Genomic DNA, 25,017 nt, shown 5'->3' on the forward strand with positions numbered 1-25,017 from the left:
GACCTTGACTCCGTTCGTCCCGAGCGAAGTCGAGGGGAGTGTCGCGACTTCACTCGACACGAACGGGGGAGGCGGAAGGTCTTCCGTGCCCCGCCACGTGGCCATCATCATGGATGGCAACGGCCGCTGGGCCGAACGCCGGCACTTGCCGCGGGTGGCGGGTCACCGGGCTGGTGCGGAGTCCGTCCGCCGGGCAATGCAGGCCGCGGCCGACGCCGGCGTGGAAGTGCTGACCGTCTACGCCTTCTCCTCGGAGAACTGGCGACGGTCGGAAGAGGAAGTGGCCGATCTCAAGGGCCTGATGCGCTACTATGTCGAGCGCGAGCTTGAAACGCTCAAGCGCGAGCGGGTCAAGCTGAAGCTGATCGGCGAGCCGGGGGCATTTGGCAATGACCTGTACGACCGCCTGCAGCGCGCGGTCGCGGAGACCGCAGCCAATGACCGACTGACCCTGGTGGTCGCGCTGAACTACGGCTCGCAGGCGGAGATCGCTTCGGCGGCCCGGGAATTGGCGGGAAAGGCGGCACGCGGCGAGATCGATCCGCATGCGATCGACGAGCAGGCGATCGGCTCGCTCCTGCAGACCCATGACCTCCCGCAACTCGACCTGCTGATCCGCACCTCGGGCGAGGTCCGCCTGTCCAACTTCCTGCTCTGGCAGGCCGCTTACGCCGAACTGGTGTTTACCGAGACGTTGTGGCCGGACTTCGACGAGGCGGCGTTCAACGCGGCGCTCGCCGAATTCGCCCGCCGCCAGCGCCGCTTCGGTGGCCGATGAAGCGATTAGGCGAAGTCGGGCTGCGCACCGTCGCGGGCGTAGCGATGATCCTGGTGGCGCTGACCGCCGAATGGTTCGGGGGGACGGTCTTCGCCGTGTTCGTCGCCGCCGCCGCGACCGTGATGTACTATGAATGGGCACGGCTGGTCCGCGGCTGGGGCTTCGGCTGGAACGCTGCCGGCTTCCTTTACGCGCTGATCCCCGCGTTGGCGTTGCTGTGGGTGCGGGAGCGGGCGGAGGTGCCGGGCGGCTATGACGAAGGTTTCAGCCTGGTGCTGTGGGCGTTCATCGTTACTTGGGCGGCGGACATCGGCGCGTTCTTCGCCGGCCGGGCGTTCGGCGGACCCAAGCTCGCCCCCAGCATCAGCCCCAACAAGACCATCTCCGGCCTGGTCGGCGGAGTGATTGCCGCGACGCTGCTCGCCGGCATCTGGGCGATGCAGCGCGACCTTCACTGGCTGTGGCTGCTGTTCGCACCTCTGTTCGCCCTTGCAGCGGCGGGCGGCGACCTGTTCGAAAGCTGGCTGAAGCGCAAGGCCGGAGTCAAGGATGCCGGAGCAATCATCCCGGGGCATGGTGGCGTGCTCGACCGGCTCGACGGGCTCGTTCCGGTGGCGGTGCTGACCGGGGTGGCGGTCGTGGCGGGGGTCAGGTGAGGCGCCGGGTCGCCATCCTCGGCGCGACCGGATCGGTAGGCAGGTCGACGCTGGACCTGATCGAGGCCGATCCGGAGGCCTTCGAGGTGGCGGCCCTGACCGCCGCGCGCAATGTTGATCAGCTCGCCGCCTCCGCGCGGCGCACCAGGGCCGGGCTGGCGGTGATCGCTGACGAGGCTCTGCTGCCCCGCTTGCGCGACGCGTTGTCCGGCTCGGGCATTCGAGCGGCGGCTGGGGCGCAGGGCTTGCACGAGGCGGCGACCGGCGACGCCGATTGGGTGATGGCGGCAATCGTCGGCTGCGCGGGGCTGGAGCCGGTGGTCGCTGCGGTGGAGGCTGGCAAGACCGTCGCGCTCGCCAACAAGGAAGCGCTGGTTACCGCTGGCGCCCTGATGATCGACGCGGCCACCCGCAGCGGCGCAACGATCCTGCCGGTCGATTCCGAACATAATGCGATCTTTCAATGCCTTGCCGGGCAAGACCGAGACGGCGTCGCAAAGCTCTTTCTGACCGCCAGCGGAGGCCCTTTCCGCACCCGCACCACGAGCGAGATGGCAACGGTCACGCCCGAACAGGCGGTGGACCACCCGAACTGGTCGATGGGCGCCAAGATCTCCGTCGACAGTGCGACGATGATGAACAAGGGCCTCGAGCTGATCGAGGCGCATCATCTGTTCGGGCTGCGGTCCGAACGGATCGATATCCTCGTTCATCCGCAGTCGGTGATCCACTCAATGGTCGAGTATGTCGACGGGTCGGTACTGGCCCAACTCGGCAGCCCGGACATGCGGGTGCCGATCGCCCACACGCTCGCCTGGCCCAAGCGGATGAAGACGGAGGTCGAGCGGCTGGATCTGCTGTCGATCGGCAACCTGAGCTTCGAAGCGCCGGACGAACAACGCTTTCCCGCCCTTCGGCTTGCGCGACAGGCGCTCGAGCATGACAGCGCGGCGCCCGTGGTCCTGAACGCCGCCAACGAGATCGCTGTTGCCGCCTTTCTGGGCCGGCGCATTCATTTCTCAGCCATCGCGGACCTTGTAGCCGACGCGCTGAATGCCATGAACGCCGCTCCGCCCAATACCATCGCAGACGTCCTTGAACTGGATCGAAGGACCCGTTCCTGGACGAGTCACCGCATTGCGGACCGCGCGGCATGATCCTCGACCAACCGCCTCTTTGGCTCGTGCTGATCGCCTTCCTCGCGGCGATTGGTCCCTTGGTCTTCATCCACGAGCTTGGCCATTACTGGGTCGGCCGCTGGTTCGGCGTCGGCGCGGAGACCTTCTCGATCGGCTTCGGCCGCGAGGTCGCCGGCTGGACCGACAAGCGCGGGACGCGGTGGAAGGTCGGTTGGCTGCCTCTTGGCGGCTACGTCCGCTTCACCGGCGACATGGACCCGGCGAGCATGGGCAAGGACCTCGACAAGCTGCCCCCCGATGTTAGGGCGCGCAGCTTCCACGCCAAGCCGGTGTGGCAGCGCTTCCTGGTCGTGCTTGCCGGCCCGGCCGCCAACTTCCTGCTCGCCATAGCCATCTTCGCCGCATTCTTCGCGGCTTACGGGGTTCCAAGAACTCCCCCCGTGGTCGGGCAAGTCGCTCCCCAGTCCGCTGCGGCGCGGGCGGGAATCGAGGCGGGTGATCGGATCGTGGCGATGAACGGCCGGGGGATCGCGGAATTTCGCGACATCTCCGACTTCGCGCTGCTGCGGCCGAACGAGGCGGTGGCGATCGACGTCGTCCGGGACGGTCGGCGCGTTCGGCTGCAGGCCCGCCTCGATTCCGTGACGGAGCAGGACCGCTTCGGGCAGCGCTACCGGATCGGCCGCCTCGGGATCAGCAATCCCCGGCCCGGATTCGAACGGGTCGGGATCGTGCAGCTGATCCCGGAAGCAGTTGAAGCCACGCTGAAGACCACCCGGAGCATGATCGACGGTCTCGTGCAGATCATCACGGGGCGGCGGTCGGTGTCTGATCTTGGCGGCCCGATCAAGATGGCCCAGGTCGCCGGTCAGGTTGCGAGTATCGGTCTGTTCGAGTTCATCCACCTGGTTGCCCTGTTCTCTATAAACCTTGGGTTCATCAACCTGTTGCCAGTTCCCATGCTCGACGGTGGTCACCTCGCCCTCTACACGGTCGAGGCTGTCCGCCGCCGACCGTTGGGTGAACGGACCCAGGAGTGGGTGTTCCGCGGGGGCCTTGCCGCGTTGCTCACCCTCCTGCTGTTCACCACGGTAAACGACCTCGGCTCGCTGGGTCTGTGGGAGCGGTTGGGCCGATTGATCGGCTAGAATGCTTGATCGAGGTGAACGTCTGGGGCAGGGCAGGCGCCACTTCACCCGGCCGCAAGGATGCGGCGGATTTTTCTACAAGGGCGGGGACGCGCGTGATTGCTGATCAGCGAATGAAGACTTCAAGGCAGGCAGGCGCGGTGCTGCTGCTGGGCACGATCCTGGGCGGCTGGTCCGTTCCGGCCTTTGCCCAGGATGCGCAGGCTCCGGACGCTCTCGCCCCGACACCAGCTCAGCCGGCCCCTCCGCCGGCTTCGACCACCCCGCCGGCAGCCACTCAGCCCGCAACGACGCAGCCGGCGCCCGTGCAGCCGGTCACCCCTGCAACCGGGGTCGCCCAAGGTGTGATCCGCTCTATCGCGGTTCGCGGGGCGGAGCGGCTCGAGCCGGAAACGGTTCGCTCATACGCCAATCTCAACCCCGGCCAGGAGTATAGCGCCGAGACGCTCGATACCGCCCTCAAGGCGCTGTACGACACCGAGCTGTTCGCCGACGTCCAGATCCTCGGCGGCGAGACCGGCAACATCGTCATCCAAGTCCGCGAGAATCCGGTGATCAACCGCATCGTGCTGGAGGGGAACAAGCGGATCAAGGACGACAAGATCCTCCCCGAGATCAAGCTTGCGCCGAGGCAGATCTTCACTCGCTCCAAGGCGCGGGCCGACGTCGAGCGCATCATCGAACTGTACAAGCGCCAGGGCCGCTTCGCCGCCAGCGTCGAGCCCAAGATCGTCCAGCTCGACCAGAACCGTGTCGACCTCGTGTTCGAGATCGTCGAGGGCGACAAGTCTAAGGTTCGCGCGATCAACATCATCGGCAACGAGCAATATACCGATGATCGTCTTCGCAAGGAGATGTTCACCCGCGAAGCCGGCGGCCTGTTGGGCTTCATCAAGTCCAACGACACCTACGATCCCGACCGCCTCGCCGCAGACCAGACCAAGCTGCGCGCGTTCTACCTCACCGAAGGTTATGCCGACTTCCGGGTTGTGTCGGCCCTCGCCGAGCTCACCCCCGACCGCCGCGACTTCGTCATCACCTATGTGGTCGAGGAAGGTCCGCGGTACCGGTTCGGCGAGATTACGGCCGAAAGCCAGCTGCGCGACCTGAAGCCGGAGACCATCCAGGCGGTAGTCGGTGTCAAGAAGGGCGAGTGGTTCAACGCCAAGGCGGTCGAGGATGCGGTCACCCGCCTCAGCGAAACGGCCGGCGCGCTCGGCTACGCCTTCTCCGACATCGATCCGAACTACACCCGCAACGCCGAAACCCGGACGATGGACATCGCCTTTCGGGTTAACGAGACGCCCCGCGTTTACGTCGAACGGATCGACATCCAGGGCAACACCAACACCCGGGACAAGGTCGTCCGCCGCGAGTTCCGGATCAACGAGGGCGACGCGTTCAATGCGCTGCGAGTGAAGCGCAGCCAGGACCGCCTGCTCAGCCTCGGCTACTTCCAGGACAAGCTGGAGATCAAGCAGACCCAAGGTTCGGCGCCCGATCGTGTGATCCTCGGCGTCGACGTGGAGGAAAAGCCCACCGGCCAGCTCCAGCTGTCGGCTGGCTACTCGAGCCTCGAGCGGTTCATTCTCGCGTTGAACGTCGAGCAGAACAACTTCCGCGGCATGGGTCAGACGCTCAGCGCCGGCGTCAACTACTCGCGCTACTCCAAGTCGGTGCAGCTCGGCTTCACCGAACCGTACCTGTTCGACCGCCAGATCCTGCTTGGCGGCGAAGTGTATCGGCGCGATTACAACAGCTTCAACTTCATCAACAACGAACGCAACACGACCTATAGCCAGGTGACGACCGGCGGAGGTCTGCGGCTGGGTTTCCCAATCAACGAGTTCCTGACGTTCGGGACCCGCTACAACCTCAACCACGACAAGCTGACGCTCGACCGCGATACATTCTTTACCGATCCCGACCTGATCGCGGATCCGGATGGGGACGGGCCGCTGGTCGGCAGCAACGGCCCTCTTCCGGCGGAGTGCGACCCAGCGATCGCCGGGCGGTACCTGTGCGACGAACTGGGTAGCCGGATCACCTCCGCGATCGGCTATTCGGTGGCGTTCGACAATTCGAACGGCATCCGCCCGACGCGCGGTCAACGGGTGGTGCTGAGCCAGGATTTCGCAGGCCTGGGCGGCGACGTCCGCTACCTGCGGACCCGTGGGGACGGGACCAAGTGGTGGGGCCTCGGCTCCGGCTTCATCCTCTCGGCCCATGCGGAGGGTGGCTATATCCACCCGCTCAAGGACACCGATGGCGGCCGCGATCCCGTCCGGATCACCGATCGCTTCTTCGGCGCGCAGCTGCGTGGGTTCGACATCCGCGGCATCGGCCCGCGGGTGGTGCGGCGCCTGACTGCGGGCAGCCCGACCGAGCTGAGCGACGATGTGCTGCGCTCGGACTCGCTGGGCGGCCGGGCCTACTACATGGGCCGGCTCGAGCTGGAAGTGCCGGTCAGTTCCAGTATCCGCAACCTCGGCATCCGCCCGTCGGCCTTTGTCGACATCGGGTCCGTCTGGAGTCTGCGCAAGCCGGACCTGGAACCACGGGCGGGAAGCTGCACCCGGCCGGCGACCGGCGATGTGCCGGCAGATACTAGGGAACTGGCCATCGGACAGACGTGCGATGCCCTGGGCACCGGCTATGCCTACAATCCGGGGAGCGGTTTCCAGGAGTTCTTCCTCGGCAACTCGCCCAAACCGCGCTTGTCGGTCGGTGTTGGCGTCAACTGGGTATCGCCCTTCGGGCCGCTGCGGATCGACATCGCCCGCGCCTTGCTCAAGCAGGAAGGCGATGACACCAAGCTCTTCTCCTTCAACGTAGGAACGCAATTCTGATGAACACCAAGCTTTGCCTTGCGGCGGTCGCGGCCGCTGCCACCCTTCTTCCGACCGCTGCGCTTGCTCAGCGTACGCCCGCCGCCGTGGTCGCCGTGGTCGACACCGACCGGATCGCGTCCGAGTGCACCGCCTGCCGGGCCGCCGCGACCCAGCTGCAGTCGCAGCAGGCGTCGCTCCGCAGCCGCGCGCAAACCCTCCAGCAGCAGCTGCAGGCCCAGGCTCAGCCGATCCAGACGGCAGTGAATGCGCTTGCCGGCAAGCAGCCTGACGCCGCGCTGCGCCAGCGCATCACCGCGCTTGAGACCGCCCAGCGCAACGCCCAGCAGGAGCTCGCGCGAGCCGAGCAGAACCTGCAGTCGAGCCAGCTGAACGTGAACCGCCAGATTGGCGGACGGCTCAGCACCATCGTCGGCAGCGTTGCGGCTGCCCGCGGCGCGAACATTGCCGTAGACAAGGGCAACACGATCTATGCAGCTCCCGCAGTGGAGATCACCAATGAGGTGCTGGCGCAGCTGAACCAGCAGCTGCCCTCGGTCAGCGTCACGCCGCTGCCACAGAACCAGCAGCAGCGCCCGCAGGGCCGCTAATGACGGTAAGCGGCAGCACCACCGACGCGAGCGGCGCCAGTTCGCTGGACATTCGCGGGGTCATGGCGGCGCTGCCGCACCGCTATCCGATGCTCCTCGTCGACCGGGTCGAGAGCCTCACCAAGGATGAGCGGATCACGGCGATCAAGGCCGTAACCATCAACGAAGGCTTCTTCGCCGGCCACTTCCCGGGCCGGCCGATCATGCCGGGCGTGCTGATCGTCGAAGCGCTTGCTCAGGCCGCGGGCGTGTTGGCGGTCGAGAGCCTGGGGCTCGCAGGGTCCGGCAAGCTGGTCTACTTCATGGCCATCGACGGGGCCAAGTTCAGGGCTCCGGTGGAACCGGGCTGCCTGCTCAAGCTCGAGGTCGAATTCGTCCAAAAGCGGGCAAGCGTCTGCAAATTCTCCGGCCGCGCGCTGGTCGATGGCAAGCTCGCCGCGGAAGCCAACTTCACCGCAATGATCGCGGATCCGCCGCAGGGCTGATCCGCCAACCGCCGCTGCCGGTGCGTTCAACTCCGAAGGCCTCGCGAAACTCGGAAGCATTGAGAACGGCCCGCGGCACGCCGTCCGCCTGGATCGCCCCGCCGGCCACCAGAAGTACCCGGCCGAAATGCTCGAGGACGGTCAGGTCGTGCAAGGACACCAGCACGGCCGCGCCTCCCTCGGCTGCCTCCTGCAGATGCTCGAGCGTGCGCAGCGCCCAATAGGGGTCGAGATTCGACAGCGGCTCGTCGAGCAGCAGGACCTGCGGACGTTCAGCGAGAGCTCGGCCGAGCAGCACTCGCGCCCGCTCACCGGTCGACAGGCGATCGGTTCGCTTGCCCCCCAGCGCGGTAAGCCCAAGCGACCCGATCAGCTGCTCAACGCGTTGCGGGGCCGGCCGGGACAGACCCAGCGCGATCACATCGCGTGCAGCAATCGGCCACGCCATGTCCCTCGCCGCCGGAAGGAAGCCGACCAGGCGGCGGCGGCGAAGCGGCGGTGCGTGGTCGAGATCGTCTCCATCGACATGGACGATCCCGCCCGGCCGCTCGATCCTCGCCAGGGCGCGGAGCAGGCTGGTCTTGCCGCCGCCGTTTGGACCGATGATCGCGGTCATGCTGCCCGATGGCAGCTGCAGGTCGGTGGGGGAGAGGCGTTCGGGAATGAAAATGCCCGAGGCAAGCAGGGCTGACGTCATGCCGCCAAACGCCAGCGAATGCGGAGGACCACCCAAAGGAACAACGGGGTTCCCGCCACTGCGGTGATCACGCCCAGCGGGATTGTTCGTCCCAGCGGCGCCAACCTGGTCACCAGATCGGCCGAGACGAGCAGCAGCGCACCCAGCAGAGCGGCGGGAAGCAGGGCGCGTCCGGGGTGACCGCCGGTGAACCGCCGAGCAATCACCGGAGCGACCAGGCCAACGAAGCCGACCGCGCCGCACACCGACACGCAGGCCCCCACCGCAACGGCGCTGGCCGCGACGACTTCAAGTCGCAGGCGGTCCGGCGAATGACCGAGCGAGGCCGCGACGTCCTCACCCAAACCGAGCTCGTCGAGGGCTCCAGCGCGGCGGAGCAGGATCGCGCAGGCAGCGGCCGACGGCACCAGCGCAACGGCGGCCTGTTCCAGGCTTCGATCGGCAAGGCTGCCCATCAGCCAGTCGAAGCTGTCGTAGAAAGCGAAGGGAGAGGGGGCGAGGGCCAGCGCAAGGCTGGTGGCGGCGCCGGCCGCCAGGCTGATCGCCAGTCCGGCCAGCAGCAGAGTGCTCGTCTCCGAGCGGCGGCCGGCGAGAAGCAGGAGCAACGCCAGCGCCAGCCCCGCCCCCGCAGCACCCGCGGCAGCCAGCGGTAACGGACCAGTGATGCCAAACCAATACCCCCCGGTGACTGCGCCCAAGGCGGCGCCGCTGCTGCTGCCGGTGATGTCCGGAGAGGCAAGAGGATTGGCGAACAAGGCCTGCAGAGCCGCTCCGGTGAGCCCGAGCACCGCGCCATAGCCGAGCGCCAGCAACACTCGAGGCAAGCGAAGCTCCACCAGGATGAATTGGAGGAGGGCGGGGTCGTGCTGCGCGAGAGCCTGCAAGGGCGCAAACGGCACGAGCAGCGCCACCGTGCCGAGCACAAGCAGCAAGGCGGCGGCCAGCCAGAGCGGCCTCACCGCACCTTCGCCCGCATCTTGAGCGCTTCGCCGATCATCGGAAGTCCGGCGCAGGTCCAGCGACGGCCGTCGGTCCCCACCGTCCGCTCCCCGAGGCGTCGAACCACGGGATGGCGCAGCCACCATGTGCCTTGATGAACCTGGCCAGCGCGGTAATCGCTTCGGACCAGCCACCTGGGAGGGTTTGTGGCCAGCGCTTCCAAGGACAGGCGGCCGTCGTTGCTCGCGCGCTGGCGCAGTCCCGCGAGCCGCAGCCAGTCGGCGCCGAGGCTGGTCGGCGAGAGTGTCAGCCCGCCGCCCGAAAGGAAGGCGGCGTCCTGCAGTACCGCCGGGCGAGACCGGGCAAGCACAGTCATCTGCCGCAGGTACGGCTCCGCGCGCGATTGATCGCCGATAGCGGCGGCGACAGCTGCTGCTTGCTGGCCCACTTCTCGGACCGATAGCGGGTAGGGGAGTTCGAGTATCCGAATTCCCATGCGCCGGGCGATGGCGCCAGTCGCGCGTCCGCCGCCACCCATGGTGAGGACGATGGTCGGCTTTCGCGCAACGACGCTTTCCAATGTGCCGGCATTGGCCGGGTAGCGGCGCGCCTGCCGCCACAACGGCGATTCATGAGGATCGCGGCTGAGGTGACTGACGCTGACGATTTCGGCGGGGCGACCAAGCAGCAGCAGATATTCGTCGGTGCACAAGTTCAGCGAGGCGACCCGCAGGGCTGCGTCAGCGGCTGAAAGCAAGGCGAACGCCCCCATGGGCGCTTCTCCCTTCGGTGCGATAGCCCACTACGTCCCGGGCCCGATCGTCGAAAGCGTTGGCCAGACGGCCGAACAGTTGCATGCCCGGGCGAACTTCATAGGCCAGCCGCGCCCCCGCCAGCCAATACTCGTCGAGGCGCACCAGCGCTGACGGGAAGAGGTCGAAATCGCGATCCTGCCGCTCGCCGGTGTAGGCAAGCGAGGCGCCGTAGGTGAAGCGCCCTTTCTGGCCGTCGAGCACAACGCTGCCGCTATGCCTCGGTCGTCGGAGCTCTCGCACGGACCTGCCCTCCGGGTCCGTGCGCTCGCTGGCTTCGAGCAGGGCATAATTGGCCGAAAGGCGCAGCGCCGTCGTCAAGGCGAACCCCACTTCCGCTTCAATCCCCTTGCGGAGACTCCGTCCAGCGGCATTCTCCGTCATTGATCGTAAGGTGACCGGGTCGAATACGTCGATTATCTCGTCGGATAGCCGCTGGCGATAGGCCGTCATCGCACCGTCAAACCGACCCCCCTTGTATCGCAAGCTCGCTTCGGAACCGCGTGAACGTTCCGGTTGAAGCGCCGGGTTGCCCTCGAAACTTCCAGGAAAGAAGCCGTAGAGATCGAAGAAGGTCGGCTGGGCAATGCCTTGGCCGTACGTCACGGCCGCTGCGAAGCCGCGGCCGATAGCCAACAGAGCCGAGCCCCGGACCGTGGTGGCACCCCTGAAGCGGCTGAAGAGGTCATGGCGGATGGCAAGGTCCGTGGTGAGTGGCCCCGCCTCGGCCCGCCACTCGGCGGTGAACGCCTGATGGCTCCGGTGACGGTTCTGATTGGTGAAGCCGCCGAAGCCGACGTCGCGAGCTCGGAACGTCTCGCGATCGGCATCGAAGGCAGCAATCCAGTGGTGCTGGACGCTTCCCGTCTGGGCTTCCTTCTCGAGCTGGGCTCCCGCGGTGAGCCGGCGGGCGTTGGTGCGGTTGACCGGTTCGTCGTCGAGGAGGTTGCGATTGCTGGAGCCGAGCAGCGACGCCGAGCCGCTCACGGTCCAGCCGCTCGCCTCGACGCTCGCCCACACGCGCCCGGCACCGAGTCGGTTGCGGCTTTCATCCAGTGTGTCCGCGCGTTGGAAGGTGAGGGGGTCGAATCCGTCGAACTCGGAGCGGGCGGCAATGGCAAAGCCGGCGGCGCCGATCTCGGCGGAGGGCGAGGGGCGGAACACCAGTCGGGCCCGCCCTGTCGCGTTGCGGTAGCCGTCACGGTCGCCCTGTCCGCCCGCGAAGCTGTTGATCCCTGCCGAACCTTGGAAGCCTCCGCCAACCGCTGCCTCGATCCGCTCCGATCGCGTCGATGCGGAGCCGGACAGGCGGGCAAAGCCGTGTGAGCCCGCCTCCGCGCTTGCGGCTGTTCCGGGTTCCGCGGTTCCGCCCACGGCGACTACGCCGCCGATGGCTTCCGATCCCCACAGCGCCGATTGCGGACCGCGCACGACCTCGATGCGCGACCCCAGATCGCCGTTCAGAAGCTCGAAGCGCGGTTCGTTGCCGGCCGCGGGATCGTTGGCGCGGATCCCGTCGACGAACAGCAGGGTGTGGTTCGCCTCTGAGCCGCGCAGGCGCAACTGGGTCTGCGATCCTGCTGGGCCGGAGATTGACAGTGACGCCGATGGCGTGAGGCGCAGGACGGAGGCAATCAGCGGCTCGCCGATCCGCTTGGTTCTCAGCTCATCGACCAGGGTGACACTGGCGGCGGTGCTTGGCTCCGCGACCGGCGAGCGGGCGGCGGTGACAACGATCGCCTGTTCGGGCGCGGCGGGAGGAAGATCGATCATGAGGGACTCCTGGCGACAAGACATGTCGTCACGGAGGAGCCGCTGCACGTTAGTGTGCCACGCTTGCCCACGCCCCACGGCTGGTCCCGGCCAGGGAGACGGACGACGAACCGGGGCAAGTATCTGACTCGTCCACCGGCATGAGGCGCCAGGCGGCTTACAGTTGCGGGCACAGCGCCGGCGTTTCACCGGCTTCCTTGCCATCGGTCCCGCCGCCGCCCTGACTCCCTCGGGCGAAACTTGTCAAGTGTGGCGCCGTTCGCTAGTGGCGCGGCACCCTCGGGCTGGTCGGAAACCAGCCACCATCAAGGAACCGGACATGAAGAGCGGCGCTCACCCCGATTATCACACCATCACCGTCCAGCTGACCGACGGCACGACTTTCCAGACCCGCTCGACCTGGGGCAAGGAAGGCGACACGCTCCAGCTCGACATCGATCCCTCGGTGCACCCGGCATGGACCGGCGGCAACAGCCGGATGCTCGATACCGGCGGCCAGGTGGCCCGCTTCAACAAGCGCTTCGGCGGCCTGACGCTCGGCAAGAAGTGACGGCCCCGACAGGCCGGCACCCCGGATTTGATCCGGGGTCCAGCTTGTCCGGGAAATGCCGCTCGGCTCCGGTATTGGAGACCGAGCGGCTTCGCCTGCGTCAGTTCACTAAAGACGATTTCTCTCCGTATCTCGCCATCGTCGGCGATCCGGACGTCATGCGCCATTTCGGCGGCGTCGGCATGTCCGCGGAGGAATGCTGGCGTCGCATGGCCGCATCTACCGGCCAATGGCCGATGATCGGCATCGGCGGCTGGGCAGTCGAGCGCCTCTCCGACGGCAAGCTGGTCGGCACGCTGTCCCTGTTCAACGCCTGGCGCGACCTTCAGCCAGACTTCGGCGACACCCCCGAGATGGGCTGGATCTTCGCCACGGAGGTGCATGGCCAAGGTATCGCGGGGGAAGCCTGCCGGGCGGTGCTGGGGTGGGCCGAACGGACGCTTCGACCGACGCCGATCTGGGCGATCATAGCTCCGGCGAACGAGCCGTCGCTACGGCTGGCCGAACGGCTCGGCTTTGAGCAGGTTGGCGAGAGCGTCTATCACGATGAGCCGACGCTGGTTCTCCAGCGTCCGGCTTGGGGCTAATCAGAAGGCCGACAGGCCGGTAATCGCCCGCCCGAGGATCAGCGCATGAACGTCGTGCGTGCCTTCGTAGGTGTTCACCGTTTCCAGGTTGAGCGCGTGGCGGATGACCTGGAATTCGGCGCTGATGCCGTTGCCCCCATGCATATCGCGAGCGACTCGAGCGATGTCGAGTGCCTTGCCGACATTGTTGCGCTTGATAAGGCTGATCGTCTCCGGGATCAGTTCCCCCGCCTCAAGGCGCCGCCCAACCCGCAGAACGGCCTGGAGGCCAAGCGTGATCTCGGTGATCATGTTGGCCAGCTTGAGCTGGACCAGCTGGTTGGAGGCGAGGGGACGTCCAAACTGCTTGCGGTCCAGCGTGTACTGCCGCGCCGCCGCATAGCACGCCTCGGCCGCGCCCATCGCTCCCCAGCCAATGCCGTAGCGGGCGCGATTGAGGCATCCGAACGGCCCCTTGAGGCCTTCGACGTTCGGGAGCAGCGCGTCTTCACCGACCTCGACATTGTCCATGACGATTTCGCCGGTGATCGAGGCGCGCAGCGAGAGCTTCTGCTTGATCGCCGGCGCAGTCAGCCCCGGCATCCCCTTTTCGAGAACGAAGCCGCGGATCTTGCCGCCATGGGCATCCGACTTGGCCCATACGACAAACACGTCGGCGATGGGCGAGTTGGTGATCCACATCTTGGAACCGGTGATGCGGTAGCCGTGGGCGGTCTTCTCCGCGCGGGTCCGCATTCCGCCGGGGTCGGATCCGGCGTCAGGCTCGGTCAGCCCGAAGCAGCCAACCAGGTCGCCCTTCGCCAGCCCCGGCAGGAATTTGCCGCGCTGTTCCTCAGAGCCGTAGGCTAGGATCGGATACATGACGAGCGAGCTTTGCACCGACATTGCGGAGCGATAGCCGCTATCCACCCGCTCGACCGCGCGGGCGATCAGGCCGTAGCTGACGTAACCTAAACCCGCGCCGCCATATTCGGTCGGCACGGTTGCGCCGACCAGTCCGAGCTGGCCCATTTCGCGCAGGATCTCACGGTCGAAATCTTCGGCCATGAAGGCATCGGTAACCCGGGGCTGCAGCTTTTCCTGCGCATATCCTTCCGCAGTATCGCGGACCATCCGCTCGTCGTCGCTGAGCTGTTCATCAAGGCCGAACGGGTCATTCCAGTCGAACGGCAGGATGGCAGGCTCGGCCACGGCGAAGGCTCCAGGAGTGGGTGAGAGACGCGCGCCGTCTAGCCGCCTCAGTTCGGTAGCGCCACCCCCGCTGACGGACTGGAGCGGCCGAACGTCTGCTTCAGGGTGAGGCCGAAACTGACGTGCCGGTTGCGGACCCGCTTTTCGCGCTCGATGGGTTCGGGTGACGATCGGTTTGGATCGAAGAACAGGCGTTCGCGCTCGCCGGTGGTATTCAGCACATTGTCGACGTCGAGGGTGAGTGAGGTACGGGCAGCGGGGCGCCACTCGACGAATGCTGTGCCGTACGGTCCGCCATTGTAGTTGGTGTCGATCTCGTCGGCTCGGAAGAAGCTGAACCGGTCGCGGTGATTGACCGTGAGCCCGTAGGAGAAAGCGCCGGCATCGCGCCGCAGTTCGACACCCCATTCCCAATCAGGAAAGAAGTCGCTGAAATTGCGGTTCGTGCCGGAGATCGGATCGTTGACCCGGGTGTGCTGAAGCTGGCCGTTCAGCTTCAATCGGGTGCCGGTCAGGCCAAAGCGCTGCAGCGGAGCATCAATCTGCAGCGAGACAAAGCGGCGCTTGCCCGTGCCCAGGTTGCCCGGTGCGCTGAACCCGTCGTCCGTGAGGATCTGGTCCTGGAGCAGGCTCACCCGGTCGATCCCCGCGTCCAGCTTGATCAAGCCATCGCCGAAGATCGGGCGATCGAGCGTGCCCCTGACCTCCCAGGTCCTTTGCGGCAGCAGGTTTGCGTTGCCGCCGCTGACCCGGTCGTTGGAGAGTTCGGCAAAGCTGATGAAATCGTAAAAGTTCAGCTGGGCGACGGTCCGGCGGATTGAGAACCGGGTGTGCCAGCCCCCGCCCGGCTTCCAATCTATTGCGAGGTTCGGCTTGAAGAAGCGGAGAGAACGCTCCGCGGTCGCATCGCCGCTGACGTTCAAGGTCGAGAACTCATATCGCAAGCCGCCGTCGACGCGGAGGGCAGGGGTCAGGTTCCGCCCGGCGTTTACGTACAATTCGCCACGGCGCTCCTTGACCTTCGCCTGGTCGATCGGAAGGTCCCTGCGGACCCGATCTCCGTTCTGGTTGATCACGAACAGGCTGAGGTCGTTGTCCAGCGTGTTGAGCGCTCCCTCCACCCCTGCCTCGAAGGTCAGTCCGAACACGTTGGAGCGGGTCCAGCCAAGCTTGGCGATCGTTTCGTTGAGCTTCGATTCCTGACTCTGCTCGAACCCGCCAACCTCTCTGCCGCCTTCGGAGAGCAGGCGGTCGCGCGCGATATAGGCATCGAAGTTGTTACGCTTGCGGCGGGTCGCCAGCCCGACCAGCTTGATTGCGCCTCCCGCCAGCGGGCGCGTGATATCGCCGCCCACTTCGAACACGGGGGTGCGGTATTTCTGGATCAGGCTGTCGTCGTGCCGTGCTTCGCCAAGCTCAGAGACGCGGTTGCGCTGCGTCAGGTCGAAGCGTGACGGACCCCAGCGGATATTGGCCCGGATCGCCTTGTCCTGCGCGCGCTCGAGCGCGTAGCTGCCGGACAGGTAGGGGTCGCGGTTAAAGTAGCTGTTGACCTTGCGGCGGGCCTCGAATTCGGCACCGTCGGAAAGCCTGGTCAGGACATCCGTGCCTTCTTCGACCTGACGGTTGCGCCCGGTCCCAGCCGACAGGTTGATGCTGGAGGCACCCCGCTTGATCAGTGCCGAACCGGATATGTCGCGGTTGAGATAGCCGGTATAAAGGCGTCGCCCAGCCGCCGTGACGGTCGCGTCGAAGCCGCCCTCGGCCGAGAGGATAAGGTTGAGCACCTGGGTTTTGCCGGCATATTCGGCCCCGTAGAGTGCGCCGGCTCCGACCTCCACCTTCGCAACGCGACTGGCCGGAATGCGCGCAAGAATGCTCTCCAGCGAGTCGGACTTCGAGCTTGGCCGAGCGCCATTGAAGACGACGTTCCCGGCGGCCCCGGCGAACCCGCGGACGTCGCTGTTCCCAAGGTCCAGCGTGAAGCCCGGCACGCGGCGAACGATGTCCAGCGCGCTGCGGGGGGCGAACTGGGCGAAGAAGCCTGCGTCGTAGCTCGTCGTGCGAGCGTTCGGGCCTTCCGCGACGGGCGCCCTGTCGCCCTCCGCCTGCTGGGCGGCGGCGACAGCTGCCGACGCTAGGGCGAGCAGTGCCGCCGAACTCCGCAAGATGATCCGAGTCATGCCGTCCCCGTATTACTACTCTAACACAGAGAGCTACGCTACATTTGTGGAGTCAGCAAACGGGCTTTCGACCAACCGACGAACGGCACTGCGGAGGGCCGTTTGAAGCCCGGCGAACAGCGGCAGGGCCCCAAACCTGACGGATCCGAGTCGTGGCGGATGGGGTGGGATTCGAACCCACGGTGAGCTTGCACCCACGGCGGTTTTCAAGACCGCTGCCTTAAACCACTCGGCCACCCATCCGGCGTTCAGGAAAGTCCGCCTATCGAGGTGGGCAGCATCGTGCAAGGTGAGTGAACGGCTGCGATGCCTCGTGCGTTGGGGCGCGATGGACCGGGAGGGGATCAGCAACGTGCGTGCGCGGTGGACACTTGGATTGACGTGCGTGGGCGCGATGGCGCTGACTCCTGCCAGCGCACAGCAGGACCCGCTTGCCCCGCTTCCCACCGCGCCGCAGCCGGCCGCGCGCCCGCCTGCGCCCCGCCCGTATCAGCCGGTGCGCTCCGATCCGGTGCAGGTCATCTCGATGCACCCATCGGTCCCCGGGGCGCTCTCCGGCTTTGCCGGCTACAAGCAGCGGCTGGCAGCGCTCGCGCGAGCCGCGGGAGTGCGCGAGGCGACGATCGCCAGCGTCATGCCGGCCCTGGAACTTAACCGGCGGGTGATGCAGCTCGATCGGGGCCAGCCCGGCGCGATCATGACTCCCAATGTCGCGCCCCCATTCGAGCCTTACCGTCGGCAGCACGTCACCGCCGACCTCATCAACCGCGGATCTGCGCGCTATTATGCGAACTGGCAGCGGCTGGCCGCGATCCAGGCGCGCTACGGCGTAGAACCGTCGGTGCTGATGGCGATCTACGGTCATGAAACCAGCTACGGCCGGGTGACTGGCAGCTTCGACCTCCTGATCGCGCTTGCCAGCCTGGCGTACGAGGGCCGTCGTCGTGCATTCTTCGAGGACGAATTCGTAGCGGCGATGCGCTTGCTGGACCAGGGCATTGCCCGCTCCCGGCTGAAGGGGAGCTGGGCGGGCGCGACCGGCTATCCTCAATTCATGCCATCGGTTGTGCTTCGCCTACGCACGGATGGGGACGGTGACGGGTATGCCAACATCTGGAGCAACGAGGCCGATGCGCTCGCCTCCATTGCGGCCTATCTGCGCGATGCGGGGTGGAAGCCAAATGTGCATTGGGGCGTGCCCGTGCGCGTGCCAGCTACCCTGAACCGCGCCGCCTTGCGCAACGCCTTCAACGCGCCCCGCTGCGCCGCGGTGTTCAAGCGGCACAGCCGGTGGTTGACTGTGCGGGAGTGGCGGGCGCTTGGTGTGGTGCCCACCGGGCGGGGCTTGCCCGACAATGAGATGGCGAGCCTGCTAGAGCCCGACGGGCAGGGGGCGACCGGCTATCTGCTGACCAACAATTACCGCACGATCCTCGATTATAATTGCTCGAATTACTACGCCCTGTCGGTCGGGTTGCTGGCCGACGGGATCAGCCGACGGTCGTGACCGAAAAGCTTCTCGCGCGAGCCGCGTGACGGCGCTACGGAGGGAGCGCCTTCCTACCGGAGCCTGCGACCGACCAATGACCGTTTCACGCCTGCTTGCCGCTGCCGCCCTGTCCACCCTTGCCGTCGCCGCACCTGCCGCGGCCCCGCCGTTCGAAACCCCCGCAAAGGTCGCTTATCTGATCGACCTGTCATCCGGCGCGGAGCTGCTCAACAAGGGCGCGGACACACGCATGCCGCCCGCATCCATGGCCAAGATGATGACGACGGAGGTCGCTTTTGAGCTGATCGATCAGGGCAAGCTGCCGCTGGGCAAGATGTGCACGGTGCGGCCGGAGACGTGGCAGCGCTGGCATGGTCCGGCGGCGGGATCGACCATGTTCCTGAGCCCCAACGAGCAAGTCAGCGTCGAGAATTTGCTGCACGGCATTGTCACCCTGTCGGGGAACGACGCTTCCGTGGTGCTGGCCGAGTGCATCGCCGGCACCGAGCCGGCCTTTGCCGCACAGATGAACGCGCTGGGCAAGAAACTGGGTCTGGCTGGCAGCAACTTCGGCAACAGCAACGGCTGGCCCGACGAGGGCGTCACCTATGTCACTGCGCGCGACTTGGCGAAGATCGCCCGCGCCTCGATCGAGCGCCACCCCAAGCTTTATAAGCAGTTCTACGGACAGCCGAGCTTCACCTGGGGCAAGACGCTGGGCTCGGGCCAGGCGATCACTCAGGGCAATCGTAATCCGATCCTGGGCAAGGTCGCTGGGGCGGACGGCCTCAAGACCGGGCACACCGAGGAAGCTGGTTATGGCTTTACCGGATCGGCTGAGCAGAATGGCCGCCGGCTGATCCTGGTGCTGGCCGGGCTGGGCAGCTTCAATCAGCGGATCGATGAATCGGTCAAGCTGATGAACTGGGGCTTCAATGCGTGGCAATCGAGGCCGCTGTTCCAGGCCGGAGCGGCGGTCGGCTCGGCCGAGGTGCAGCTGGGTAGCGAAAATGAGGTTCAGCTGGTCGCGCCCAAGGCGATCGCCGTGACCTATCCAGCCGGGCTCGTCAGCGGAGAGCCCCGGATGAAGATTGCCTACACTGGACCGATCAAGGCTCCGATCGAAAAGGGCCAGCAGGTCGCCGAGCTGGTCGTCACTACGCCGGACGGAACGGTGCAGCGCATGCCGCTGGTCGCCGCCGAGGCCGTCGAGGAGGCGGGCTTCTTCGGCCGCATGTGGCTGGGGCTCAAGCAGCTCGTCGGGATGGCGTGACCCGCCGCGGGCGGTTCATCAGCCTGGAAGGCGGGGAGGGCGTCGGGAAGTCGACCCAGGTCCACGCGCTTGCCGCGGCCCTTCGTGAGCGCGGTCTCAAGGTCGTCACCACCCGGGAACCCGGCGGAAGTGAGGGCGGGGAGGCCATCCGTTCGCTGCTCCTGCAGGGGGAGCAGGATCGCTGGGGTTCGCGTGCTGAGGCCCTGCTGTTCGCTGCCGCGCGGGCCGATCACGTCGACAAGCTGATCCTGCCTGCAATGGAGGCGGGTCGCTGGGTCCTGTCCGACCGCTTCGTCGACAGTTCGCTCGCATACCAGGGCGGCGCAGGCGGGCTCGGGATTGCGCAGGTGCGTGGCATCAATGCATTCGGGATCGAGGATGTCTTCCCCGACCGCACGCTGGTTCTGCTCCACCCGACGGGAGCAGCGCGCGCCCTGGCACGCGACGACGGCTCCAGCGATCGGATAGGCGGGCGGCCAGCGGAGTATCACCGCTCGGTTGAAGAGGCATTTCGGACGATTGCCGAGCAGGAGCCTGATCGAGTTCGACTGACCGACGCGTCGGGCACGGAGGAGCAGGTCACGGAGCGGCTGCTCCGAGCGATCGAGGATCTGCTGTGACCCTGTTCGGTCAGGACGATGCCGTTGCCCGCTTCACCGCTGCGAGAGACTCCGGCGCGCTCCACCATGCATGGCTGCTCGCCGGACCGCGGGGTGTCGGCAAGGCCCTGTTCGCGAACATGGCGTCGCTGCGCCTGCTGGCCGATGCGGCCGGGCCGAAGGTCGGTCCGCCGGGCATCGACACGCCTCCGGACCACCCAATCGCAAGGCTGATCGAGGCGGGGAGTCACCCCGATTTTCGCAAGCTGGAGCGGGAGTTGAACGACAAGGGCGATGCCCTGCGTCGCAACATCACGGTGAAGCAGGTCCGCAAGCTTGGCAGCCTGTTCGCGGTGGCGCCATCCATGTCCGCGTGGCGCGCCGTGGTCATCGACAGCATCGACGATATGGAGCGCGAGGCCGCCAATGCCTTGCTGAAGATGCTGGAGGAACCTCCGGCGAACAGCATTTTCTTCCTCGTCAGCCATGCTCCGGGGCGATTGCTGCCGACAATTCGTTCGCGTTGCCGGCGCCTCGACCTGCGACCTCTCGACCATGACGCCATGACGGCTGCTTTGCGCGAGCGGCTGCCGGAGTTGGCAGAGGCAGAGCGGGAGAATCTCATTCCTTCAGCCGGTGGAAGCGTCGGCCGAGCGCTGGCGGTCGCCGAGCTCGACCTGGCCGTGCTGGAGACGGAAGCCCTGGCGATCATGCGGACCGGTGATCCGGACAATGCCCGCCGTTCGAAATTGGCCTCCGCGCTGGCAGGAAAAGCAGCCGCTCCACGCTATGCCGCCTTCCTAGAAATGGCGCCGACTATGCTGGCGAAGGAGGCGCGCCAGTCCGAAGGTGCAGCCCGCCAGCGGGCACTGGACGCTTACGCGAGGGCGCGGGAGAGCGCGGCCATTGCTCCGCGGCTGTCGCTCGATCCGGCGGCGACCTGCTTCCAGATCGGCACCATCCTCGCCTCCGTTGCGGGGAGCCGGACAGGCGGGTAGGGCGACGGGCACATGTCCAAGCCTTATTACATCACAACCGCCATCAATTATCCCAACGGTCGGCCGCATATCGGCCATGCCTATGAAGCCATTGCGGCCGACGCGATCGCCCGGTTCCACCGTGCGCAGGGGCGTGACGTCCGGTTCCAGACCGGAACCGACGAGCATGGTCTCAAGATGGCCCAGGCAGCCCGCGCGGAGGGGGTCGAGCCCAAGCTCTACGCGGAGAAGATGTCGGCCATTTTCCGCGACATGGATGCCGCCCTGAATATCTCATACGATCGGTTCATCCGCACGTCGGAGCCCGAGCATCACCGGGCGAGCCAGGCGATCTGGACGGCCATGGCGGAGCGCGGGGATCTGTACCTCGGCCGCTACGAAGGCTGGTACTCGGTCCGCGACGAAGCCTTTTATGACGAAAGCGAGCTGGTCGGCGGCGAGGCCGGGGAGAAGCTGTCGCCGCAAGGTACCCCGGTTGAATGGACGGTGGAGGAAAGCTGGTTCTTCCGTCTGTCGGCCTATCAGCAGAAATTGCTCGACCATTACCGGGCCAACCCGGACTTCATTCGTCCGGACAGCCGCCGGAACGAGGTGCTCCGCTTCGTAGAGGGCGGGCTGCAGGACCTCAGCATCTCGCGAACCAGCTTCGACTGGGGCATTCCGGTTCCGGGCAGTCCGGGGCACGTCATGTATGTCTGGCTCGACGCCCTCACCAATTACATCACGGGCGTTGGCTACCCTGACAGCAGCGAGGAGTGGGAGCGTTACTGGCCGGCGGACGTCCACCTGATCGGCAAGGATGTGGTCCGCTTTCACGCAGTCTATTGGCCCGCCTTCCTCATGTCCGCCGGGATCGCCCTGCCCAAGCAGATCTACGGCCACGGCCATGTGCTGCTGCGCGGCGAGAAGATGTCCAAGAGCACTGGCAACGTGGTCGATCCACTCGAGATGGTCGCCCAGTTCGGGGTGGATCCCGTGCGCTACTTCCTGCTGCGGGAGATCAGCTTCGGTCAGGACGGAAGCTATTCGGACGAGGCGATCGTTGCCCGCGCCAATGCCGAGCTGGCGAACAGCTTCGGCAACCTCGCCCAGCGCACATTCTCGATGATCTTCAAGAATCTCGACGGAGTTGTTCCTGCTCCCGGCAAGAGGAGCGACGACGATGCTCTGCTTGACGAAGTCCGTCGCGCTTGCTCCGAAAGCTTGCCGGCGGAGTTCGAAAGGTTCGCCTTCTCGGCCGGGCTGGAGGCCTGGATGAGCGCGGTGTTCGCCTGCAACGCCTATGTCGACGCCATGGCGCCCTGGGCGCTGCGCAAGAGCGACCCGCAGCGTATGGCCGAAGTCCTCGGCACGCTGGCCGCGGCGGTGTCGATGCTCGCCAGGGCCGTGGAGCCGGTGGTTCCGGGGTCCGCTCAGCGCTTACTGGCCTACATCGCGGAGGGTCAGGCAAGCGGCAAGATCGTCGCGCCGCAGCCGATTTTTCCTCGGCTCGAGTTGCAGGCTGAAGCTTCGGGCGAGGCGGCATGACGCTGATCGACAGTCATTGCCATCTCAACTACCCCGGATTGGTCGAAGATCAGGACGGCGTTCTCGATCGAGCGCGGGCGAGGGGGGTGGCCGGCTTCCTGAATATTTCGACCCGGCAATCGGAATGGCAGCAGGTTGTCGGGGCGGCCGAGCGACATCTGGACGTCTGGGCCAGCATCGGGGTGCATCCGCATGAGGCTGACACGCACCCTGATCTTGGCGCCGCGGCGCTGGCCGAGGCCGCTGCTCATCCGCGTGTGGTCGCCATCGGCGAGTGCGGGCTCGATTACTATTACGACAAGTCGGACCGGGCGGCACAACGGGACCGTTTTCGCGCCCATATCGGGGCGTCGCGGCTTACCGGTCTTCCGCTCGTCATCCACACCCGCGACGCGGAAGAGGATACCGTCGAGATCCTGAGCGAAGCGGCACAGGAAGGGGCCCTTGCTGCCGTCCTGCACTGCTTTACGGGCAGCCGCTGGCTTGCCGAGCGAGGCCTCGAGCTCGGCTTGTATGTATCGCTGTCTGGGATCGTGACCTTCAAGAATGCGAGTGACTTGCAGGAGGTCGCAAAGATCGTTTCTGCGGATCGACTGCTTCTCGAAACGGATGCGCCCTTCCTCGCGCCGGTGCCCAATCGCGGCAAGACCTGCGAGCCTGCCTTTGTAGCGGATACTGCTCGCTTCGTCGCCGAGCTGCGAGGCGAGGACCCAGAAGATCTCGCCGACCAGACCACCGCCAACTTCTTTCGCCTGTTCAGCAAGGCTGCAGCGGCGAGCCCGGGCGCCGCTGCATGAGATTGCGCATCCTGGGCTGCGGCACGTCGTCCGGAGTGCCGCGGATCGGGAATGACTGGGGCACCTGCGATCCGGGGGAGCCAAAGAACCGCCGCACTCGGTCGGCTGCGCTGGTCGAAGTCGGCGGCGAACGCATCCTGATCGACTGCGGCCCGGACGTGCGCGAGCAGCTGCTTGCCGCTGACGTAAGCCGGATCGACCGCGTAATCGTCACCCATGACCATGCCGACCATTGCCATGGGATCGACGATCTCCGGCAGGTCGCGCACAACCGCCACAATCAGGTGCCGTTGCATGCGCGGCCAGGCGTGCTGGACCGCTTGCGGGAACGGTTCGGATACACCTTCGCCGGCAACGCGCTCTACCCAGCGGTCCTGTCGGCCCATCCGATCGATCAGGATTGGACGCTCAGCAACAGCAGAGTCCGCTTCGTCGATCAGCCCCATGGGGGGATCACCTCGCTAGGCCTCCGGTTCGAAGAGCACGGCAAGAGTATTGCCTATGCCATTGACTTTCATGAGCTGACCGAAGCCATGGCCAACCTCTATCAGAGGTCCGACCTGTGGGTAGCCGACTGCCTTCGCCGCCGTCCGCATCCGACCCATGCTCACCTGGATGCTGTGCTCGGCTGGGCTCGCGACCTCCAAGTCGGGCAATTGCTTCTCAGCCACCTCGACAACAGCATGGACTATACCAATCTAGTCAAAGCGCTGCCCAGCTGGGCGACGCCGGCATTTGACGGGCAGGAGATCGAGTGCAAGTGACGGGCGAGGACGCTCCGCAAGCCTTGTATCTTCTCCTGATGCTGGTGCTTGTTGCGAGCTCGCTGGTGGCCACTCGGCTGCCTGTGGGCAAGGCTGCCAAAATGGTGCTCGCTTGGATAGCGGTGTTCGCCGTAGCCTTTGCCCTGTTTGCCTTTCGTGACGAGTTCGCAACGCTTGGCCAGAAGCTGCGTTCGGAAGCGACTGGCGCGCCAATCGTCACTGGCGAATCAATGACGATCCCGGTCAGCGAAGACGGCCATTTCTGGGTAGAGGCCAAGCTGAATGGCCATCCCGCGCGCTTCATGGTGGATAGTGGCGCCACGATCACCACAGTGTCGCGCGAAACTGCTCGGCGCGCCGGGCTGGAGACGGGCATGAGGGCCGACGTGGTGCAAACCGCGAACGGCACTGCGGTGATGCCCCGATCGTCTGCGGAGGTGTTCACACTCGGGTCCATCAGGCGGGAGGACCTCGCCGTGAACATCAACCCCAACGATGGCAGCAACGTCTTGGGGATGAACTTTCTTTCGACGCTCAGCGCGTGGGGCGTCGAGGGCAGGCGCCTGGTGCTCCGGTCCTGAGATGCTCAACAACGATCTTCAGCTTGGCAGCCTGTACCTCTTGATGGCCATTATGCTCGTGGCAGGGCTGCTGATCGGGCGGCGCGGGCGCTTGGCATCGATGCTGACCATGGCCACCGCGTGGCTCGTTATCTTCGGCGCCGGCTTCGTGGTTTTCACGTTCCGCGACGACTTGGGGTTCGTCGCGCAGCGGCTACAGTCGGAAGCGACTGGGCAGCCGGTACAGGTCGGCGAGCAGATCCGTATCCCGATGGCGCTCGACGGACATTTCTGGATCGAAGGCGAACTCAACGGTACGCCGGTCAACTTCCTGATCGACAGCGGGGCAACGATGACAACGGTCGGAAGCGAAACCGCGGCCCTGAGCAGACTTCGTGTTGACCCGGTGCGAGAGCAGTTGGTGCGGACCGGCAACGGCATCATCCGGGTCGGCGTTGGCCGGGCTGGCATGCTTAGCGTCAGCGGCATCGAGCGGCGCGACTTCGGCGTCTACGTCGCGGAACATGACACTTTGAACGTGCTTGGGATGAATTTCCTATCCACCTTGCAGCGATGGGGTGTCGAGGGGCGCTGGCTCATTCTGGAGCCCTGATCTCGCTCTCACACCTAGTT

At 66.0% G+C, this 25,017-nt stretch carries 24 protein-coding genes, 1 tRNA gene and 1 riboswitch; of the genes, 18 read left to right on the top strand and 7 right to left on the bottom strand.

Features of this window, described 5'->3' with window-relative positions; all coding sequences use genetic code 11:
• Window positions 1-85: 85 nt before the first annotated feature.
• The 7 genes from uppS to fabZ all read left to right on the top strand — a co-directional run bounded on the left by uppS (window position 86) and on the right by fabZ (window position 7,645).
• Window positions 86-778, top strand: a complete 693-nt coding sequence (gene uppS / locus ACFQPG_RS09680) for a polyprenyl diphosphate synthase (protein WP_380812457.1) — start codon at window positions 86-88, stop codon at window positions 776-778.
• Window positions 775-1,434, top strand: a complete 660-nt coding sequence (locus ACFQPG_RS09685; protein WP_380812459.1) for a phosphatidate cytidylyltransferase — start codon at window positions 775-777, stop codon at window positions 1,432-1,434. Before uppS ends, ACFQPG_RS09685 begins: the two co-directional genes overlap by 4 nt.
• Entirely contained in the window at window positions 1,431-2,591 is a 1,161-nt protein-coding gene (locus ACFQPG_RS09690) for a 1-deoxy-D-xylulose-5-phosphate reductoisomerase (protein ID WP_380812461.1), read from the top strand. Before ACFQPG_RS09685 ends, ACFQPG_RS09690 begins: the two co-directional genes overlap by 4 nt.
• The gene (rseP, locus tag ACFQPG_RS09695; RefSeq protein WP_380813123.1) at window positions 2,591-3,721 is read left to right on the top strand and encodes an RIP metalloprotease RseP; all 1,131 of its coding nucleotides are present in this window, start codon (window positions 2,591-2,593) and stop codon (window positions 3,719-3,721) included. Before ACFQPG_RS09690 ends, rseP begins: the two co-directional genes overlap by 1 nt.
• Before the next feature lie 113 nt (window positions 3,722-3,834).
• On the top strand, window positions 3,835-6,570 hold the full coding sequence (gene bamA, locus ACFQPG_RS09700; RefSeq protein WP_380812463.1) for an outer membrane protein assembly factor BamA: 2,736 nt from the start codon (window positions 3,835-3,837) through the stop codon (window positions 6,568-6,570).
• Complete coding sequence (locus tag ACFQPG_RS09705) at window positions 6,570-7,160, top strand: OmpH family outer membrane protein (protein ID WP_380812465.1); 591 nt, start codon at window positions 6,570-6,572, stop codon at window positions 7,158-7,160. The genes bamA and ACFQPG_RS09705 overlap by 1 nt, the downstream gene beginning before the upstream one ends.
• On the top strand, window positions 7,160-7,645 hold the full coding sequence (gene fabZ / locus ACFQPG_RS09710) for a 3-hydroxyacyl-ACP dehydratase FabZ (RefSeq protein WP_380812467.1): 486 nt from the start codon (window positions 7,160-7,162) through the stop codon (window positions 7,643-7,645). The genes ACFQPG_RS09705 and fabZ overlap by 1 nt, the downstream gene beginning before the upstream one ends.
• On the opposite strand, the gene ACFQPG_RS09715 is transcribed toward fabZ, so the two are convergent.
• From ACFQPG_RS09715 to ACFQPG_RS09730, 4 genes are read right to left on the bottom strand one after another with little or no spacing between them, the layout of a single operon-like run.
• A complete protein-coding gene (locus ACFQPG_RS09715; RefSeq protein WP_380812469.1) occupies window positions 7,611-8,342 on the bottom strand; it encodes an ABC transporter ATP-binding protein in 732 nt (243 codons plus the stop codon). The two genes, fabZ and ACFQPG_RS09715, sit on opposite strands and share 35 nt — an antisense overlap.
• Window positions 8,339-9,301 carry a FecCD family ABC transporter permease gene (locus ACFQPG_RS09720; RefSeq protein WP_380812471.1) on the bottom strand — a complete coding sequence of 321 codons (963 nt, stop codon included), beginning with the start codon at window positions 9,299-9,301 and terminating at the stop codon, window positions 8,339-8,341. The genes ACFQPG_RS09715 and ACFQPG_RS09720 overlap by 4 nt, the downstream gene beginning before the upstream one ends.
• Window positions 9,298-10,053: a hypothetical protein gene (locus ACFQPG_RS09725; protein ID WP_380812473.1), complete on the bottom strand. Its 756-nt coding sequence runs from the start codon at window positions 10,051-10,053 to the stop codon at window positions 9,298-9,300. Before ACFQPG_RS09725 ends, ACFQPG_RS09720 begins: the two co-directional genes overlap by 4 nt.
• Complete coding sequence (locus tag ACFQPG_RS09730; protein ID WP_380812474.1) at window positions 10,022-11,866, bottom strand: TonB-dependent receptor domain-containing protein; 1,845 nt, start codon at window positions 11,864-11,866, stop codon at window positions 10,022-10,024. Before ACFQPG_RS09730 ends, ACFQPG_RS09725 begins: the two co-directional genes overlap by 32 nt.
• Before the next feature lie 96 nt (window positions 11,867-11,962).
• Window positions 11,963-12,104, bottom strand: a riboswitch (cobalamin riboswitch).
• A gap of 81 nt (window positions 12,105-12,185) precedes the next feature.
• Here ACFQPG_RS09730 and rpmE point away from each other — a divergent pair.
• The gene (gene rpmE / locus ACFQPG_RS09735) at window positions 12,186-12,416 is read left to right on the top strand and encodes a 50S ribosomal protein L31 (protein ID WP_380812476.1); all 231 of its coding nucleotides are present in this window, start codon (window positions 12,186-12,188) and stop codon (window positions 12,414-12,416) included.
• A gap of 44 nt (window positions 12,417-12,460) precedes the next feature.
• Window positions 12,461-13,003 carry a GNAT family N-acetyltransferase gene (locus ACFQPG_RS09740; protein ID WP_380812477.1) on the top strand — a complete coding sequence of 181 codons (543 nt, stop codon included), beginning with the start codon at window positions 12,461-12,463 and terminating at the stop codon, window positions 13,001-13,003.
• Here the strand turns inward: ACFQPG_RS09740 and ACFQPG_RS09745 are convergent, their stop codons facing one another.
• The 3 genes from ACFQPG_RS09745 to ACFQPG_RS09755 form a co-directional block, all read right to left on the bottom strand.
• The gene (locus tag ACFQPG_RS09745; protein WP_380812478.1) at window positions 13,004-14,194 is read right to left on the bottom strand and encodes an acyl-CoA dehydrogenase; all 1,191 of its coding nucleotides are present in this window, start codon (window positions 14,192-14,194) and stop codon (window positions 13,004-13,006) included.
• A 47-nt stretch (window positions 14,195-14,241) separates the two neighbouring features.
• Window positions 14,242-16,377, bottom strand: a complete 2,136-nt coding sequence (locus ACFQPG_RS09750) for a TonB-dependent receptor domain-containing protein (protein WP_380812480.1) — start codon at window positions 16,375-16,377, stop codon at window positions 14,242-14,244.
• A 153-nt stretch (window positions 16,378-16,530) separates the two neighbouring features.
• A tRNA-Ser gene (locus ACFQPG_RS09755) sits at window positions 16,531-16,620 on the bottom strand.
• A 151-nt stretch (window positions 16,621-16,771) separates the two neighbouring features.
• On the opposite strand from ACFQPG_RS09755, the gene ACFQPG_RS09760 reads away from it, so the two are divergent.
• The 9 genes from ACFQPG_RS09760 (at window position 16,772) to ACFQPG_RS09800 (ending at window position 24,997) form a co-directional block, all read left to right on the top strand.
• Entirely contained in the window at window positions 16,772-17,884 is a 1,113-nt protein-coding gene (locus ACFQPG_RS09760) for a lytic transglycosylase domain-containing protein (RefSeq protein WP_380812482.1), read from the top strand.
• A gap of 76 nt (window positions 17,885-17,960) precedes the next feature.
• Window positions 17,961-19,139 carry a D-alanyl-D-alanine carboxypeptidase family protein gene (locus ACFQPG_RS09765; protein ID WP_380812484.1) on the top strand — a complete coding sequence of 393 codons (1,179 nt, stop codon included), beginning with the start codon at window positions 17,961-17,963 and terminating at the stop codon, window positions 19,137-19,139.
• The gene (tmk, locus tag ACFQPG_RS09770; protein ID WP_380812486.1) at window positions 19,136-19,759 is read left to right on the top strand and encodes a dTMP kinase; all 624 of its coding nucleotides are present in this window, start codon (window positions 19,136-19,138) and stop codon (window positions 19,757-19,759) included. The genes ACFQPG_RS09765 and tmk overlap by 4 nt, the downstream gene beginning before the upstream one ends.
• Window positions 19,756-20,736, top strand: coding sequence for a DNA polymerase III subunit delta' (locus ACFQPG_RS09775; RefSeq protein ID WP_380812488.1), 981 nt, complete (start codon window positions 19,756-19,758; stop codon window positions 20,734-20,736). The genes tmk and ACFQPG_RS09775 overlap by 4 nt, the downstream gene beginning before the upstream one ends.
• Window positions 20,737-20,748: 12 nt before the next feature.
• Window positions 20,749-22,263 (top strand): methionine--tRNA ligase, encoded by a 1,515-nt coding sequence (metG, locus tag ACFQPG_RS09780; protein WP_380812490.1) that lies wholly within the window; start codon window positions 20,749-20,751, stop codon window positions 22,261-22,263.
• Window positions 22,260-23,060, top strand: coding sequence for a TatD family hydrolase (locus ACFQPG_RS09785; protein WP_380812492.1), 801 nt, complete (start codon window positions 22,260-22,262; stop codon window positions 23,058-23,060). Before metG ends, ACFQPG_RS09785 begins: the two co-directional genes overlap by 4 nt.
• Window positions 23,057-23,824: an MBL fold metallo-hydrolase gene (locus ACFQPG_RS09790; RefSeq protein WP_380812494.1), complete on the top strand. Its 768-nt coding sequence runs from the start codon at window positions 23,057-23,059 to the stop codon at window positions 23,822-23,824. The genes ACFQPG_RS09785 and ACFQPG_RS09790 overlap by 4 nt, the downstream gene beginning before the upstream one ends.
• A complete protein-coding gene (locus ACFQPG_RS09795; protein ID WP_380812496.1) occupies window positions 23,821-24,405 on the top strand; it encodes a TIGR02281 family clan AA aspartic protease in 585 nt (194 codons plus the stop codon). The genes ACFQPG_RS09790 and ACFQPG_RS09795 overlap by 4 nt, the downstream gene beginning before the upstream one ends.
• Before the next feature lie 43 nt (window positions 24,406-24,448).
• The gene (locus ACFQPG_RS09800; RefSeq protein WP_380812498.1) at window positions 24,449-24,997 is read left to right on the top strand and encodes a TIGR02281 family clan AA aspartic protease; all 549 of its coding nucleotides are present in this window, start codon (window positions 24,449-24,451) and stop codon (window positions 24,995-24,997) included.
• The last annotated feature ends 20 nt before the right edge of the window (window positions 24,998-25,017 follow it).

The organism is Sphingomonas sp. GCM10030256, assembly GCF_042666415.1.
Classification (GTDB): domain Bacteria; phylum Pseudomonadota; class Alphaproteobacteria; order Sphingomonadales; family Sphingomonadaceae; genus Sphingomicrobium.

What these genes read in the sequence shown, in the direction of transcription:
- ACFQPG_RS09730 (WP_380812474.1), bottom strand. Translation starts at nt 11,866, where the DNA reads ATGATCGATCTTCCTCCCGCCGCGCCCGAACAGGCGATCGTTGTCACC.
- fabZ (WP_380812467.1), top strand. Translation starts at nt 7,160, where the DNA reads ATGACGGTAAGCGGCAGCACCACCGACGCGAGCGGCGCCAGTTCGCTG.
- ACFQPG_RS09790 (WP_380812494.1), top strand. Translation starts at nt 23,057, where the DNA reads ATGAGATTGCGCATCCTGGGCTGCGGCACGTCGTCCGGAGTGCCGCGG.
- metG (WP_380812490.1), top strand. Translation starts at nt 20,749, where the DNA reads ATGTCCAAGCCTTATTACATCACAACCGCCATCAATTATCCCAACGGT.
- rpmE (WP_380812476.1), top strand. Translation starts at nt 12,186, where the DNA reads ATGAAGAGCGGCGCTCACCCCGATTATCACACCATCACCGTCCAGCTG.
- ACFQPG_RS09705 (WP_380812465.1), top strand. Translation starts at nt 6,570, where the DNA reads ATGAACACCAAGCTTTGCCTTGCGGCGGTCGCGGCCGCTGCCACCCTT.
- ACFQPG_RS09760 (WP_380812482.1), top strand. Translation starts at nt 16,772, where the DNA reads ATGGCGCTGACTCCTGCCAGCGCACAGCAGGACCCGCTTGCCCCGCTT.
- ACFQPG_RS09750 (WP_380812480.1), bottom strand. Translation starts at nt 16,377, where the DNA reads ATGACTCGGATCATCTTGCGGAGTTCGGCGGCACTGCTCGCCCTAGCG.
- ACFQPG_RS09715 (WP_380812469.1), bottom strand. Translation starts at nt 8,342, where the DNA reads ATGACGTCAGCCCTGCTTGCCTCGGGCATTTTCATTCCCGAACGCCTC.
- ACFQPG_RS09765 (WP_380812484.1), top strand. Translation starts at nt 17,961, where the DNA reads ATGACCGTTTCACGCCTGCTTGCCGCTGCCGCCCTGTCCACCCTTGCC.
- ACFQPG_RS09725 (WP_380812473.1), bottom strand. Translation starts at nt 10,053, where the DNA reads ATGGGGGCGTTCGCCTTGCTTTCAGCCGCTGACGCAGCCCTGCGGGTC.
- ACFQPG_RS09800 (WP_380812498.1), top strand. Translation starts at nt 24,449, where the DNA reads ATGGCCATTATGCTCGTGGCAGGGCTGCTGATCGGGCGGCGCGGGCGC.
- ACFQPG_RS09785 (WP_380812492.1), top strand. Translation starts at nt 22,260, where the DNA reads ATGACGCTGATCGACAGTCATTGCCATCTCAACTACCCCGGATTGGTC.
- ACFQPG_RS09685 (WP_380812459.1), top strand. Translation starts at nt 775, where the DNA reads ATGAAGCGATTAGGCGAAGTCGGGCTGCGCACCGTCGCGGGCGTAGCG.
- bamA (WP_380812463.1), top strand. Translation starts at nt 3,835, where the DNA reads ATGAAGACTTCAAGGCAGGCAGGCGCGGTGCTGCTGCTGGGCACGATC.